Below are 13655 nucleotides of genomic sequence, written 5' to 3' on the forward strand. Positions count from 1 at the left end.
CTTACCAGGTTTGGGTGGCCTTGAACTTCTCGATACCAGCCTTCAGGCCAGCGTCGATTTCGTCATTGAAGTCACCCTTCACGTTGATCTTGGCCATCAAATCGGCGTGATCGCGGTTGAAGTAAGCAATCAGCGCCTGCTCGAAGCTGCCGATCTTGGCGATTTCAATGTCGGTCAGGAACCCACGCTCAGCGGCATACAGCGACAGCGACATGTCGGCGATCGACATTGGCGCGTATTGCTTCTGCTTCATCAGCTCGGTAACGCGCTGACCATGCTCAAGTTGCTTGCGGGTCGCTTCGTCCAGGTCAGAAGCGAACTGGGCGAATGCCGCCAGTTCACGGTACTGAGCCAGGGCGGTACGGATACCACCGGACAGCTTCTTGATGATCTTGGTCTGAGCGGCACCACCTACACGGGATACCGAAACACCGGCGTTCACTGCTGGGCGGATGCCCGAGTTGAACATGGCCGATTCCAGGAAGATCTGACCGTCGGTGATGGAAATCACGTTGGTCGGAACGAACGCGGAAACGTCGCCAGCCTGGGTTTCGATGATCGGCAGAGCGGTCAGGGAGCCGGTTTTGCCGGTCACTGCGCCGTTGGTGAACTTCTCGACGTACTCTTCCGAAACGCGGGATGCGCGCTCCAGCAGACGGGAGTGGAGATAGAACACGTCACCTGGGTACGCTTCACGTCCTGGTGGACGACGCAGCAGCAGGGAGATCTGGCGGTAAGCCACAGCCTGCTTGGACAGATCGTCATAAACGATCAGCGCGTCTTCACCGCGGTCGCGGAAGTATTCGCCCATGGTGCAACCGGAGTACGGAGCCAGGAACTGCAGGGCGGCCGATTCGGAAGCGCTGGCGGCAACGATGATGGTGTTGGCCAGTGCGCCGTTTTCTTCCAGCTTGCGAACCACGTTGGCGATGGTCGATTGCTTCTGACCAACGGCGACGTATACGCAGAAGATACCGCTGTTCTTCTGGTTGATGATGGCGTCGATCGCCATGGCGGTCTTACCGATCTGACGGTCACCGATGATCAGCTCACGCTGGCCACGGCCGACCGGGATCATGGCATCGACTGCCTTGTAGCCAGTCTGTACAGGCTGGTCTACCGACTTACGCCAGATCACGCCTGGAGCAACTTTCTCGACCGCGTCGGTCTCGGTGTTGTTCAGCGGACCTTTGCCGTCGACAGGGTTGCCCAGTGCGTCGACCACGCGACCCAGCAGTTCCTTACCTACCGGAACTTCCAGGATGCGGCCGGTGCACTTGGCGCTCATGCCTTCAGCCAGAGTCGTGTACGCGCCCAGTACCACGGCACCCACGGAGTCCTGCTCCAGGTTGAGGGCCATGCCGTAGACGCCGCCCGGGAACTCGATCATTTCGCCGTACATAGCGTCGGCCAGACCGTGAATCCGCACGATACCGTCAGACACGCTGACGACGGTGCCTTCGTTACGGGCTTGGGAGGTCACATCGAGCTTTTCGATGCGGCCCTTGATAATTTCACTTATTTCGGAAGGATTGAGTTGCTGCATTGCTCTGCTGCCCCTTCAAACTCAAGATTTCAATGCTTCGGCCAGTTTCGCGAGTTTGCCGCGAACTGAGCCATCGATAACCAGGTCGCCGGCGCGAATGACAACACCCCCGATGAGGGATGCATCTTCCGCAACTTGCAGGCGCACTTCCCGGTCGAGTCGTGCACTGAGAACCTTGGCGAGTTTGTCTTGCTGTTCTTGGTTCAATGCAAAAGCACTGGTGACTTCCACGTCTACCGACTTCTCCCGCTCGGCCTTGTACAGGTCGAACAGGGCGGAGATCTCCGGCAACAGCTGGAGACGGTCGTTTTCGGCAACGACGTGGATGAAATTCTGTGCCTTGGCATCGAACTTGTCGCCGCACACGTCGATAAACGCGGCGGCCTTGTTTGCGCTCGTCAGTCGCGGGGCCTTGAGCACGCGCTGCATGGTGTCGTCCTGCGACACCGCTGCTGCCAGGCCGAGCATGGCTGACCAATTGGCCAGTTGCTGGTGGGCCTGAGCGTGCTCGAAGGCCGCCTTAGCGTAAGGTCGGGCCAACGTGGTCAGTTCTGCCATGATCGCCCTCGCTTAAATTTCAGCAGCCAGTTTGTTAACCAGCTCCGCGTGCGCGTTTTGATCGATTGTGGCGCCCAGGATCTTCTCGGCACCACCGACGGCCAGGCTACCCAGTTGGGCGCGCAGCGCGTCTTTGACGCTGTTCAGTTCCTGTTCGATCTCGGCCTGAGCCGAAGCCTTCACGCGCTCAGCTTCGACGCGGGCTTTTTCAACAGCCTCTTCGACGATCTGGTTGCTGCGTTTCTTGGCTTGCTCAATGATCTCGGCTGCCTGTGCTTTCGCTTCGCGCAGTTGATTGCCCGCTTTCTCTTGGGCCAACTCCAGGTCGCGAGCTGCACGGGTGGCAGCGTCCAATCCATCCGCGATCTTCTTCTGACGTTCGTGCAAAGCCGCGATGACCGGAGGCCACACGAACTTCATGCAAAACAGTACAAAAATGAAGAACGCAACGGACTGGCCAATCAGGGTTGCATTAATGTTCACGCCAACACCTCGCTCGTTCGTTGTCCATCAATCAACTCGAAAATTCGAGTGATTAGCCAGCGAGTTGACCAACGAAGGGGTTCGCGAAGGTGAAGAACAGAGCGATACCAACGCCGATCATGGTAACGGCGTCGAGCAGACCGGCCACGATGAACATTTTAACCTGCAGCATTGGAACCATTTCTGGCTGGCGAGCAGCGCCTTCCAGGAATTTGCCGCCCAGCAGGCCGAAACCAATTGCGGTACCCAGTGCGCCCAGGCCGATCAGCAGTGCAACAGCGATAGCAGTTAGACCAACTACAGTTTCCATCTTTCCTCCCGACTTTTACGTCGTATGGTTTAGGTTTTTTTAATTTAAAGCGGTAAAACAAATCGTTTCAGCGGGCCCTGCCGCGGTTTCCCGCTTGAGGCCCTCTCCCGTTTGACCGGGAGAGACATCAGACTGGCCGAGGCCGGTCTTAATGGTTTTCTTCGTGCGCCATCGACAGGTAGACGATGGTCAGCATCATGAAGATGAACGCCTGCAGGGTGATGATCAGGATGTGGAACACCGCCCACGCCCACTGCAGAGCCACGCCCAGGCCGCTCAGCCAGAGCAGGCCGGTGCCGAACATCACGGCGATCAGGATGAACACCAGCTCGCCGGCATACATGTTGCCGAACAGACGCAGTGCCAGAGAGATCGGCTTGGCGATCAGGGTCACGAATTCCAGCAGGAAGTTGACCGGGATCAGCAGCGCCTGGACCAGGACGTTCTTGCTGCCGAACGGGTGCAGGGTCAGTTCGCCGATGAAGCCGCCGATGCCCTTGACCTTGATGCTGTAGAAAATGATCAGCGCGAACACCGAGAAAGCCATGGCCAGCGTGGCGTTCGGGTCGGTGGTCGATACGGCGCGGAACGGAATCTCGTGGTTGCCGGAGATCAGCGCAGCCAGTTGCGGGATCCAGTCGACAGGCACCAGGTCGATGGCGTTCATCAGGAACACCCAGACGAAAATGGTCAGGGCCAGCGGCGCGATCAGCGGGCTGCGGCCGTGGAAGCTGTCCTTGACGCTGCCGTCGACGAACTCGACCAGCACTTCGACGAAGTTCTGCAGGGCGCCCGGCTGACCGGAGGTCGCCTTCTTCGCCGCCATGCGGAACAGCAGGATGAAGATCAGGCCCAGAGCCACGGACCAGCCCAGGGTATCCACGTGGAATGCCCAGAAGCCCATGGCCTTGGCTTCTGCTGCGGAATGGGCAAAGCCCCAACCGCCGTTAGGTAGCTGACCGAAGGTCAGGTTCTGCAAGTGGTGCTGGATATAGCCCGAAGCGGATTCTGCTGACATGTTTGCCTCAAACGCCCTAAGGTCTCAAAAGTCTTGTTTTCATTAGCAGGGGTGCAAACCAGCTGACCGACTGGGTCAGCACGAAGACGCCGAATACCGCGATCGGCGCCAGTGGCTTCACACCTGCAAACGTCAGTGCGAACAGCACTGCCGTCAAAATCAACTTGCCCGCCTCGCCGGCGTAAAAGGACCGGACGATGGACTGGGCTGCTCGGGCGCCGGAAAACCGAAAGGCCCTGTGAGCAAAATACGCATTGGGGAGCAATGCTATCAGGCCTCCGCAGAGTCCCGAGTATCCGGCAACGACACCACGCCATTGCCAAAGCGCCAGCGCGGCCACCAGCAATACGACCAATTGAGCCAATAAAACCGGAAATACCGCCAAGCGATGGAAGGGCAACCTGTTTGGCGTGCGGTTTTCCATCACTTGCGCTCCTCAAGGGTCGGCCGCCGTAAATCAATAACTTGGCATAAATTGTGCCGACAAAATGCGCGCAGAGTATAGGGGCGGTTCAGCCCCTATTCAACTGCCAGGTAGTCTTTTCCGACTGCGCGCTACATGAGGAAATGTTTCAGCGGATGTGCGCAAGGACACCTTGCAACTCGTCGAGCGAGTTGTAGCGGATCACCAACTGGCCCTTTCCTTTCTGGCCATGGCGGATCTGCACCGCAGAGCCCAGGCGCTCGGCCAGGCGCTGTTCGAGACGGCTGATATCCGGATCGGCCTTGGGCGGCTCGACCGGTGCCGGTTTGCCGCTCAGCCACTGGCGAACCAGGGCTTCGGTCTGACGTACGGTGAGGCCGCGTGCGACAACGTGTCGCGCCCCTTCGACCTGCCGGTCATCCGGCAATCCGAGCAGGGCACGGGCGTGTCCCATTTCGAGGTCGCCGTGGGACAGCATGGTCTTGATCACTTCCGGCAACGCAATCAGGCGCAGCAGGTTGGCCACGGTCACCCGGGACTTGCCCACAGCCTCGGCGACCTGTTGCTGGGTCAGCTGGAATTCCTGCTGCAGGCGCTGCAGGGCCAGGGCTTCCTCGATCGGGTTGAGGTCTTCGCGCTGGATGTTCTCGATCAGGGCCATGGCGATGGCGGTTTCATCCGGCACATCGCGGACCATGGCCGGGATGGTCTCCTGGCCGGCCTGCTGGCTGGCGCGCCAGCGGCGTTCGCCGGCGATGATTTCATAGCGCCCGCCGCCGATCGGACGGACCACGATCGGCTGCATGACGCCCTGGGCCCTGATCGAATTCGCCAATTCTTCCAGCGCCTGGGGGTCCATGTCGCGGCGCGGCTGGTACTTGCCGCGCTGGATCAGGTCCAGCGGCAACTGCTGCAGCTCGCGCTGGTCGGCCAGTACGGCCTGCTCTTCCAGCGCACTGACGGTCGGACCGCTCAGCAGAGCGTCCAGTCCGCGTCCGAGTCCTCGTTTCTTGACGGCCATGGGGACTCCTTAGGTTGCCGGGGCGGTGACGCGTGAATTTTTGCGCTGGCGACGAACCATCTCGCCGGCCAGGGCCAGGTAGGCCACCGCGCCGCGGGATTGCTTGTCGTAGGCCAGGGCCGGCATGCCGTAGCTCGGCGCCTCGGCCAGTCGGACGTTGCGGGGAATCACGGTGTCGTACAGCTGGTCACCGAAATGTTCCTTGAGCTGTGCGGAAACGTCGTTCATCAAACTCAGACGTGGGTCGTACATGGTCCGCAGCAGGCCTTCGATTTTCAGCTCGGGGTTGAGCAGCTCGGCGATGCGCTTGATGTTATCCACAAGGTCGCTCAGGCCTTCGAGGGCGTAGTACTCGCACTGCATGGGGATAACTACCCCGTCGGCCGCGACCAGGGCATTGAGGGTCAGCATCGACAGCGATGGCGGGCAGTCGATCAGGATGAAGTCGTAGTTCTCGCGGATCGGCGCCAGGGCGCTGCGCAGACGGCTTTCCTTCATCTGCATTTCCAGCAGCACCACTTCAGCCGCCGTCAGGTCGCGGTTGGCCGGCAGCAGTTGGTAACCGCCGTGTTCGGAGAAGTGCATGGCCTGGGCCAGATCGCATTCGCCGATCAGCACATCGTAGATGGAGTTTTCCAGGCCGTGCTTATCCACACCGCTACCCATGGTGGCGTTGCCCTGTGGATCGAGGTCGATCAGCAGCACCCGGCGCTTGGTCGCGACCAGGGATGCTGCGAGGTTGATGCAGGTGGTGGTCTTGCCCACGCCACCCTTCTGGTTCGCTATCGCGAATACCTTAGCCATTCTTGCTTGTGTTCCCAATCATGCCGTGCGGCGCAGTATCAGCAGATGACGTTGGCCTTGGCAACCGGGTACGGCCAAGGCGTGTTCGCTATCGAGGTGGAAGTCTGCCGGCAATGCTACCAGCTCATCCGCTGGATGGACGCCCTTCATTGCCAGCCAGCGTGTATCGCGGTCACCCAGGTGACGGGTCCAGTTCGTGAAGTTCTCCATGCTGCTGAACGCCCGGGAAATGATGCCGGTAAAGGGCTGTTCAGGCTGGAAGGCTTCGACACGACTGTGGATAACTTGCAGGTTATCCAGCTTGAGTTCGAGTTTGACCTGGGTCAGAAAGCGGGTCTTCTTGCCGTTGCTGTCCAGGCAGGTCACAGCCGAACCGGGAAACAGGATCGCCAGGGGGATGCCCGGCATGCCGCCGCCACTGCCGACATCGAGCCAGCGCCCGTCCTCGATGAAGGACATCACGCTCAGGCTGTCGAGCAGGTGCCGCGAAACCATTTCGTCCGGATCACGCACGGCGGTCAGGTTGTAGGCCTTGTTCCACTTGATCAACAGGGACAGGTAACCCAGCAGCTGTTCGTGCTGGGTTGCGGTCAGGTCGACACCGAGCTGGCGAGCACCTGTGGATAACTCTTCGGCGTGTTGCGTGGTGACCAACGAACTCAAGCGCTTTGCTCCAACTGACGGCCGGCGCCGCGTTTTTTCAAATGAATCATCAACAGGGATATCGCCGCCGGCGTCACCCCGGGAATGCGCGAAGCCTGGCCCAGGGTCTCGGGACGGGTGGCGCTGAGCTTGCTCTGGATTTCCTTCGACAGGCCGGAAATGGTCGAGTAATCGATATCCACAGGCAGGCGGATGTCTTCACTGGCCCGCAGGCGGGCGATCTCGTCCTGCTGGCGATCGATGTAGCCGGCGTACTTGGTCTTGATCTCGACCTGTTCGGCGACCTGTGGATCATCCGCACCCTGCCCGGTCACTTCGACCAGGCCAGCGTAGTCGATTTCCGGACGGCTCAGCAGGTTCAGCAGGTTGTATTCATGGGCCAGGGGGGTGCCGAATTTTTCGGCGATGGCGTTGCCCTGCTCGGTACCCGGGCGGACCCAGGTGCTTTTCAGACGCTGCTCTTCCTGCTCGATACCCTCGCGCTTCTTGCAGAAAGCCGCCCAGCGCACGTCATCCACAAGCCCGAGTTCGCGGCCTTTTTCCGTCAGGCGCAGGTCGGCGTTGTCCTCGCGCAGGATCAGGCGGTACTCGGCACGGGAGGTGAACATCCGGTACGGCTCCTGGGTACCGAGGGTGATCAGGTCGTCGACCAACACACCGATGTACGCCTCGTCGCGACGCGGGCACCAGCTGTCCTTGCCCTTGGCCCGCAGTGCGGCGTTGGCGCCAGCCAACAGACCCTGGGCGCCGGCCTCCTCGTAACCGGTGGTGCCGTTGATCTGGCCGGCGAAGAACAGACCGCCGATCACCTTGGTTTCCAGGCTGTACTTGAGGTCACGCGGATCGAAGTAGTCGTACTCGATGGCGTAGCCGGGCCGGACGATATGGGCGTTTTCCATGCCGCGGATCGACTGGACGATCTGCAGTTGCACGTCGAACGGCAGGGATGTGGATATCCCGTTCGGGTACAGCTCGTTGGTGGTCAGACCTTCCGGCTCGATGAACACCTGGTGGCTCGCCTTGTCGGCGAAACGGTGGATCTTGTCCTCGATCGACGGGCAGTAGCGCGGGCCGATGCCCTCGATCACGCCGGAATACATCGGCGAACGATCGAGGTTGGCGGCAATGATCTCGTGGGTGCGGGCATTGGTGTGGGTAATCCAGCAACTGACCTGCCGTGGATGCTGCTCTTTGGAACCCAGGAAAGACATCACCGGGATCGGCGTGTCCCCTGGTTGTTCGGTCATCACCGAGAAATCCACAGACCGCGCGTCGATGCGCGGCGGCGTACCGGTTTTCAGCCGACCGACACGCAGCGGCAGCTCGCGCAGGCGATGGGCCAGGGCGATCGAGGGTGGATCGCCGGCACGGCCACCGGAATAGTTCTGCAAACCGATGTGGATAAGTCCGCCCAGGAAGGTACCGGTGGTCAATACCACGGAGTCGGCGAAGAAACGCAGGCCCATCTGGGTGACGACGCCGCGGACCTGGTCCTGCTCGACGATCAGGTCATCGGCGGATTGCTGAAATATCCACAGGTTCGGCTGGTTTTCCAGGATCTCGCGTACCGCGGCCTTGTACAGGGCGCGGTCGGCCTGGGCCCGGGTGGCGCGCACCGCCGGACCTTTGCGGCTGTTGAGAACGCGAAACTGGATGCCGCCTTTATCGGTGGCAATCGCCATAGCGCCGCCAAGGGCATCGATTTCCTTGACCAGGTGGCTTTTACCAATACCACCAATGGCCGGGTTGCAGCTCATGGCACCGAGGGTTTCCACGTTGTGCGTCAGCAACAGGGTTTTTGCCCCCATGCGTGCTGATGCTAGTGCTGCCTCGGTACCGGCATGACCGCCGCCGATGACGATCACTTCAAAACGGGAAGGGAAATCCACCACGCACCTCGTGCCTGCTTCCAGGTAGGTAAATAAGAGAAATTTGGACTGAATGACCCAGTATAGGGAATTCGCCCTTCCTAAAGAACCCTTTGCACAAAATTTAACCAGTTGTGGATAAGCATGCACAATAGAAATCAAAAAGAAGGAAATGTATTAAAACCTTGTTTTTATGTTTATTCTTAGGGCCCAACCTATCTGTGGATAAGGTTATACAGCCCTTATTTATCAATGTGTACAGCGATTCATAACTCTGTGGTCATGTGCTCGGGAGGGTTTGGGATAACCGGTGTAAGCCTGTGGATTAAAGTGATCGTTATCCACAGAGCGGTTCATCCTCAGTTTTCAGGCCGGGTTATCAACTGAGCTGAAGCGCGGTTATTCACAGGGCTTAATCCAGAGAAAAAGACCGGGGAGGCGACGGCCGGACACGGAAAATCCTCCCGTGGCCAGGATGAATCAGTGGAGATTGGAGTGTCAGGCAGGAAAGGGTTGATGACGGGTATGGCTGGAGGGAAATGGCGCAAGTGGCCATTTTCAGGAATAGGAAGGAAACGCGAGCCGGGTGAAACCCTGCCGTCCCGGCTCACCTCAAGGCAGGCGCCTACCTTGAATTGTGGATAACCACATTGCTGCTGGCTGTCATTTTCCGATACAAAAACTCGAGAAAATTCTTCCCAGCAAGTCATCGGAGCTGAATGCACCGGTGATTTCGCCGAGGAACTGCTGGGCCTGGCGCAAATCTTCGGCCAGCAGCTCGCCCGCCCCCGCCAGGGTCAACTGGGCGTGGCCGTGTTCCAGGGCCGCACTGGCGAAGCGCAGGGCCTCCAGGTGCCGGCGACGTGCGCTGAAACTGCTTTCGGCGGTCTGTTCATAACCCATGCAGGCCTTGAGGTGATCACGCAGCAGCTCCAGGCCTTCGCCAGCAGACTTGGCGCTGAGGCTGATGGTGACATGACCGTCCTCGCTGACTTCCAGGGCGATCTTCTCGCCGCTCAGGTCGGCCTTGTTGCGGATCAAGGTGACCTTGGCCGGGTCAGGCCGCTGTTCAAGAAACTCCGGCCACAGGGCGAAGGGATCTGCTGCCTCGGGCGCCGTGGCGTCCACCACCAGCAGCACGCGATCCGCCTCGCCGATGGCCTTGAGCGCCCGTTGCACCCCGATCTTTTCCACATGGTCGTCGGTGTCGCGCAAGCCGGCGGTGTCAACCACGTGCAGCGGCATGCCATCGATGTGGATATGTTCACGGAGAATATCCCGGGTGGTGCCGGCGATCTCGGTGACGATGGCCGCTTCGCGCCCGGCCAGGGCATTGAGCAGGCTCGACTTGCCGGCATTCGGCCGGCCGGCGATCACCACGGTCATGCCATCGCGCAACAACGCGCCCTGCCCGGCTTCGCGGATCACTGTGGACAACTCGTCACGGACCGCGTCGAGCATCGCCAGGACATGGCCATCGGCAAGGAAGTCGATTTCCTCCTCGGGAAAGTCGATGGCCGCCTCGACGTAGATCCGCAGGCTGATCAGCTGTTCGGTGAGGTTATGCACACGCTGGGAAAACGCTCCCTGCAACGAACGCAGGGCATTGCGCGCCGCCTGGGCGGAACTCGCCTCGATCAGGTCGGCGATCGCTTCGGCCTGGGCCAGGTCGAGCTTGTCGTTGAGGAACGCGCGTTCGCTGAATTCGCCCGGACGGGCCAACCGGCAACCCAGTTGCAGGCAACGCTGCAGCAGCATGTCGAGCACGATAGGGCCACCGTGGCCCTGCAGCTCCAGCACATCTTCGCCGGTGAACGAATTCGGCCCCGGGAAATACAGCGCCAGGCCTTCGTCCAGCACTTCACCGGCCTCACCGTGGAATGGGCCATAGTGGGCAAACCGCGGTTTCAGCTCACGACCGCTGATGGCCTGTGCCGCAGTCTGCGCCAGAGGCCCGGAAATACGGACGATACCGACACCACCACGACCCTGGGCGGTGGCGACGGCGGCGATGGTTTCCCGAGGGACGTTCATGGAGCGAGCCTCAAAACATAAAGTGGCAGATAGCAAAACGCCCCACTAGGGGGCGTCTTGAGTGGTTATCCACAGCGTATGTCAGGCAGCGGCCTTTTTGGTAGCGGCTTCGATACGGCTGGTGATGTACCACTGCTGGGCGATCGACAGGCAGTTGTTCACAACCCAGTACAGCACCAGACCTGCAGGGAACCACAGGAAGAAGAAGGTGAAGATGATCGGCATCAGCTTCATCACCTTGGCCTGCATCGGGTCCGGCGGAGTGGGGTTCAGACGCTGCTGGATGAACATGGTGGCGCCCATGATGATCGGCAGGATGAAGAACGGATCCTTGATCGACAGGTCGGTAATCCACAGGATGAACGGGGCCTGGCGCATTTCAACGCTTTCCAGCAGCACCCAGTACAGCGAAAGGAAAACCGGCATCTGCACCAGGATCGGCAGGCAGCCACCCAGCGGATTGATCTTCTCTTTCTTGTACAGCTCCATCATGGCCTGCGACATCTTCTGCCGATCGTCGCCAAACTGTTCCTTCAGCTGGGCCAGTCGCGGGGCAACGGCACGCATGCGGGCCATCGACTTGTAGCTGGCAGCCGACAGTGGGAAGAACAGGCCCTTGATCAGCATGGTCAGCACGATGATCGAGAAGCCCCAGTTACCCAGCAGGCCGTGGATATGTTGCAGCAGCCAGAAGATCGGCTGGGCGATGAACCACAGGATGCCGTAGTCGACGGTCAGTTCCAGGCCTGGGGACAACTGCTTCAGTACGGACTGGATCTTCGGACCGGCGTAGAGAACGGCACTGACTTCGGCCTTCTGGCCTGGCGCCACGTTCAGCGAAGGACCGGTGTAGCCGATGATGTAATTGCCCTGGCTGTCCTTGCGGGTGCTTACGACATTGCTGTCGCCCTTGGCAGGAACCCAGGCGGTTACGAAGTAGTGTTGCAGCCAGGCCACCCAGCCACCCTGGACGGTTTCCTTCAGCGAGCCCTTGTCGATATCTTTCATCGACACTTTCTTGTACGGCTCCGAACTTGTCCACAGGGCGGCGCCCAGGTAGGTCGCGGTACCGGTGGCGGTGCTCGAGGACGGATCGGCGCTGGCGTCGCGCTTGAGCTGGGCGAACATCGCACCCGACCATGGCTGGCCGCTTTCGTTGTCGATCAGGTAGGAAACGGTCACGTCATACAGGCCGCGCTTCAGGGTGAAACGCTTGATGTAGTTGACGCCGTTCGCGCTGAACTTCAGGTCGACGACCAGTTGGTCCTGACCGTCAGCCAGTTGATAACTTTTCTGCTCGGATGCGTACAGCGGACGACCTGCGGCATTCGAGTCCGGGCCGTTGGTACCGATCAGGCCGCTTTGTGCCAGGTAGATACGCTCGCCACCGTTGTCGAACAGCTGGAATGGAACGTCCGGATGATCCTGGCGACGTGGGTATTTCGGCAACTTGAGTTGCGCGACGTCACCACCTTTCGGATCGATGGCAAGTTCCAGCACATCCGTCTTGATCTGGATGAGGTCCTTGCTGACGGCCAGCGGCGCTTCGGCAGGAGCGCTGGTGTCATTGGTGGCTCGTGGAATGTCATCACTGGCGGCGGCATTGCTGCCGGTTGCGGTATCCGGCAGACCGGAAACGGTGGTGCTGGCAACATTCTGAGTCGGCAGGGCAGCCTGGCCGTAGTCCTGGTTCCATTTCAGAACCATGACGTAGGACACGATTGCCAGGGCGACGATCAGGATCGTGCGTTTGATATCCATGATTACTCGGCCATCGAAGAAGAACGGGAGGTAGGAATAGGTGGAACCGGGTCATAACCACCGGCATTCCACGGATGACAGCGACCTAAACGACGAAAGGTCAGCCAGCCACCGCGCAGGAGTCCATGAGTTTCGATGGCTTCGTACGCGTAGCAGGAACAACTGGGGTAGAAACGACAGTGACTGGCCATCAGGGGACTAATGGCATAGCGGTAAAACTGGATCGGAACGAGTGCCAGTTTACGCATCTGGACTGTCTACCCCTGCAGATTCGGTTTTGACTGCGGCAGCTGGTGCATTACGAACCAGGCGTTTCCACAGCTTACCGAAATGCTGAATCAATTCGGGGTTTTCTACGTCCCCCAAACCTTTGCGCGCGACGATAACAATGTCCCAGCCTGCCAGTAAATCCTGGTGCAGACGGAACGATTCGCGCATCACACGTTTGAGGCGATTGCGCTCAACGGAGAGCTTGACGCTCTTTTTACCGATAACCAGCCCCAGCCGGGGATGATCGAGGTCGTTGTTGCGCGCAAGGAGCAGGAGGTTTTTCCCCGGAACCTTGCCGGTAGGGGAGTCAAAGACCGCCTTGAAATGTCGTGGAGTAAGCAGACGCTTTTCCCGACTGAAGTCCTGACTCACCACCAAAGCCGGAATATCAAACCGACAGACGGGCACGACCTTTGGCGCGGCGGCGCGACAGGACGGCACGACCGTTCTTGGTTGCCATGCGAGCACGGAAACCGTGGGTGCGGGCGCGTTTGATAGTGCTGGGTTGGAAAGTACGTTTCATGGCGTTGCTACCTGGTTCGTCACAACGGGCCGGAATGGCCCCCGTTTTAAGAGATCGGCGATTCTAGAGAAAGCAAGCCTTCAGGTCAATTTCCAACCAGCTTTTCCTTCCTATAGGTATTTCTCGTTCCTGGGCTTGATCAACACGAGCTCCAGACATAGAAATAAAGAAGCGAATTATTTAAAGCTTTTCTGTAAAGCTTATAAAAGCTTAGCTCGCGAGCATCTGTGGATAACTGGCTTGAGGCCAGGAAACACCTACTGTACAGAGAATGACAACACGGTGGGGAAACGGTGCCCTGCCTGTGCTGCGCCGGCGAATAAGTTGTGTGTGGAAAGAGAGGTTATCCACAGGCGGGTTGTCCACAGACTT

At 59.4% G+C, this 13655-nt stretch carries 15 protein-coding genes; all 15 read right to left on the bottom strand.

Going from position 1 to position 13655, the window contains the following annotated elements; translation table 11 throughout:
- Window position 1 precedes the first annotated feature (1 nt).
- The 15 genes from atpA to rpmH all read right to left on the bottom strand — a co-directional run bounded on the left by atpA (window position 2) and on the right by rpmH (window position 13283).
- Window positions 2–1546, bottom strand: coding sequence for a F0F1 ATP synthase subunit alpha (gene atpA, locus ACZ5KU_RS31490; protein WP_054056436.1), 1545 nt, complete (start codon window positions 1544–1546; stop codon window positions 2–4).
- 21 nt (window positions 1547–1567) lie between these two features.
- Window positions 1568–2104, bottom strand: a complete 537-nt coding sequence (locus ACZ5KU_RS31495) for a F0F1 ATP synthase subunit delta (RefSeq protein ID WP_017902419.1) — start codon at window positions 2102–2104, stop codon at window positions 1568–1570.
- Between the two features lie 12 nt (window positions 2105–2116).
- Complete coding sequence (locus ACZ5KU_RS31500) at window positions 2117–2587, bottom strand: F0F1 ATP synthase subunit B (protein ID WP_054056435.1); 471 nt, start codon at window positions 2585–2587, stop codon at window positions 2117–2119.
- Window positions 2588–2639: 52 nt separating this feature from the next.
- Window positions 2640–2897, bottom strand: a complete 258-nt coding sequence (gene atpE / locus ACZ5KU_RS31505; RefSeq protein WP_002555987.1) for a F0F1 ATP synthase subunit C — start codon at window positions 2895–2897, stop codon at window positions 2640–2642.
- Window positions 2898–3045: 148 nt separating this feature from the next.
- A complete protein-coding gene (gene atpB / locus ACZ5KU_RS31510) occupies window positions 3046–3915 on the bottom strand; it encodes a F0F1 ATP synthase subunit A (RefSeq protein WP_054056433.1) in 870 nt (289 codons plus the stop codon).
- A 16-nt stretch (window positions 3916–3931) separates the two neighbouring features.
- Window positions 3932–4339 carry a F0F1 ATP synthase subunit I gene (locus tag ACZ5KU_RS31515; RefSeq protein WP_054056432.1) on the bottom strand — a complete coding sequence of 136 codons (408 nt, stop codon included), beginning with the start codon at window positions 4337–4339 and terminating at the stop codon, window positions 3932–3934.
- Window positions 4340–4487: 148 nt separating this feature from the next.
- Complete coding sequence (locus ACZ5KU_RS31520) at window positions 4488–5360, bottom strand: ParB/RepB/Spo0J family partition protein (RefSeq protein WP_054056431.1); 873 nt, start codon at window positions 5358–5360, stop codon at window positions 4488–4490.
- Window positions 5361–5369: 9 nt separating this feature from the next.
- Window positions 5370–6164, bottom strand: a complete 795-nt coding sequence (locus ACZ5KU_RS31525) for a ParA family protein (RefSeq protein ID WP_054056430.1) — start codon at window positions 6162–6164, stop codon at window positions 5370–5372.
- 18 nt (window positions 6165–6182) lie between these two features.
- Entirely contained in the window at window positions 6183–6827 is a 645-nt protein-coding gene (gene rsmG, locus ACZ5KU_RS31530; protein ID WP_054056429.1) for a 16S rRNA (guanine(527)-N(7))-methyltransferase RsmG, read from the bottom strand.
- Complete coding sequence (gene mnmG / locus ACZ5KU_RS31535; RefSeq protein ID WP_054056428.1) at window positions 6824–8716, bottom strand: tRNA uridine-5-carboxymethylaminomethyl(34) synthesis enzyme MnmG; 1893 nt, start codon at window positions 8714–8716, stop codon at window positions 6824–6826. Before mnmG ends, rsmG begins: the two co-directional genes overlap by 4 nt.
- A 642-nt stretch (window positions 8717–9358) precedes the next feature.
- Window positions 9359–10729, bottom strand: a complete 1371-nt coding sequence (gene mnmE / locus ACZ5KU_RS31540) for a tRNA uridine-5-carboxymethylaminomethyl(34) synthesis GTPase MnmE (RefSeq protein ID WP_054056427.1) — start codon at window positions 10727–10729, stop codon at window positions 9359–9361.
- 81 nt (window positions 10730–10810) lie between these two features.
- Window positions 10811–12490: a membrane protein insertase YidC gene (yidC, locus tag ACZ5KU_RS31545; RefSeq protein WP_054063424.1), complete on the bottom strand. Its 1680-nt coding sequence runs from the start codon at window positions 12488–12490 to the stop codon at window positions 10811–10813.
- Between the two features lie 2 nt (window positions 12491–12492).
- Entirely contained in the window at window positions 12493–12738 is a 246-nt protein-coding gene (gene yidD, locus ACZ5KU_RS31550; protein ID WP_039792602.1) for a membrane protein insertion efficiency factor YidD, read from the bottom strand.
- Window positions 12731–13132: a ribonuclease P protein component gene (gene rnpA / locus ACZ5KU_RS31555; protein ID WP_054056450.1), complete on the bottom strand. Its 402-nt coding sequence runs from the start codon at window positions 13130–13132 to the stop codon at window positions 12731–12733. Before rnpA ends, yidD begins: the two co-directional genes overlap by 8 nt.
- Before the next feature lie 16 nt (window positions 13133–13148).
- Entirely contained in the window at window positions 13149–13283 is a 135-nt protein-coding gene (gene rpmH, locus ACZ5KU_RS31560; RefSeq protein ID WP_080635311.1) for a 50S ribosomal protein L34, read from the bottom strand.
- Between the last annotated feature and the right edge of the window lie 372 nt (window positions 13284–13655).

This window comes from Pseudomonas sp. Tof1 (assembly GCF_055390395.1).

Bases quoted from the DNA above. Each gene is read 5' to 3' on its own strand.
- atpA (WP_054056436.1), bottom strand. From the start codon at position 1,546: ATGCAGCAACTCAATCCTTCCGAAATAAGTGAAATTATCAAGGGCCGC.
- ACZ5KU_RS31495 (WP_017902419.1), bottom strand. From the start codon at position 2,104: ATGGCAGAACTGACCACGTTGGCCCGACCTTACGCTAAGGCGGCCTTC.
- atpE (WP_002555987.1), bottom strand. From the start codon at position 2,897: ATGGAAACTGTAGTTGGTCTAACTGCTATCGCTGTTGCACTGCTGATC.
- atpB (WP_054056433.1), bottom strand. From the start codon at position 3,915: ATGTCAGCAGAATCCGCTTCGGGCTATATCCAGCACCACTTGCAGAAC.
- ACZ5KU_RS31515 (WP_054056432.1), bottom strand. From the start codon at position 4,339: ATGGAAAACCGCACGCCAAACAGGTTGCCCTTCCATCGCTTGGCGGTA.
- ACZ5KU_RS31520 (WP_054056431.1), bottom strand. From the start codon at position 5,360: ATGGCCGTCAAGAAACGAGGACTCGGACGCGGACTGGACGCTCTGCTG.
- ACZ5KU_RS31525 (WP_054056430.1), bottom strand. From the start codon at position 6,164: ATGGCTAAGGTATTCGCGATAGCGAACCAGAAGGGTGGCGTGGGCAAG.
- mnmE (WP_054056427.1), bottom strand. From the start codon at position 10,729: ATGAACGTCCCTCGGGAAACCATCGCCGCCGTCGCCACCGCCCAGGGT.
- yidC (WP_054063424.1), bottom strand. From the start codon at position 12,490: ATGGATATCAAACGCACGATCCTGATCGTCGCCCTGGCAATCGTGTCC.
- yidD (WP_039792602.1), bottom strand. From the start codon at position 12,738: ATGCGTAAACTGGCACTCGTTCCGATCCAGTTTTACCGCTATGCCATT.
- rpmH (WP_080635311.1), bottom strand. From the start codon at position 13,283: ATGAAACGTACTTTCCAACCCAGCACTATCAAACGCGCCCGCACCCAC.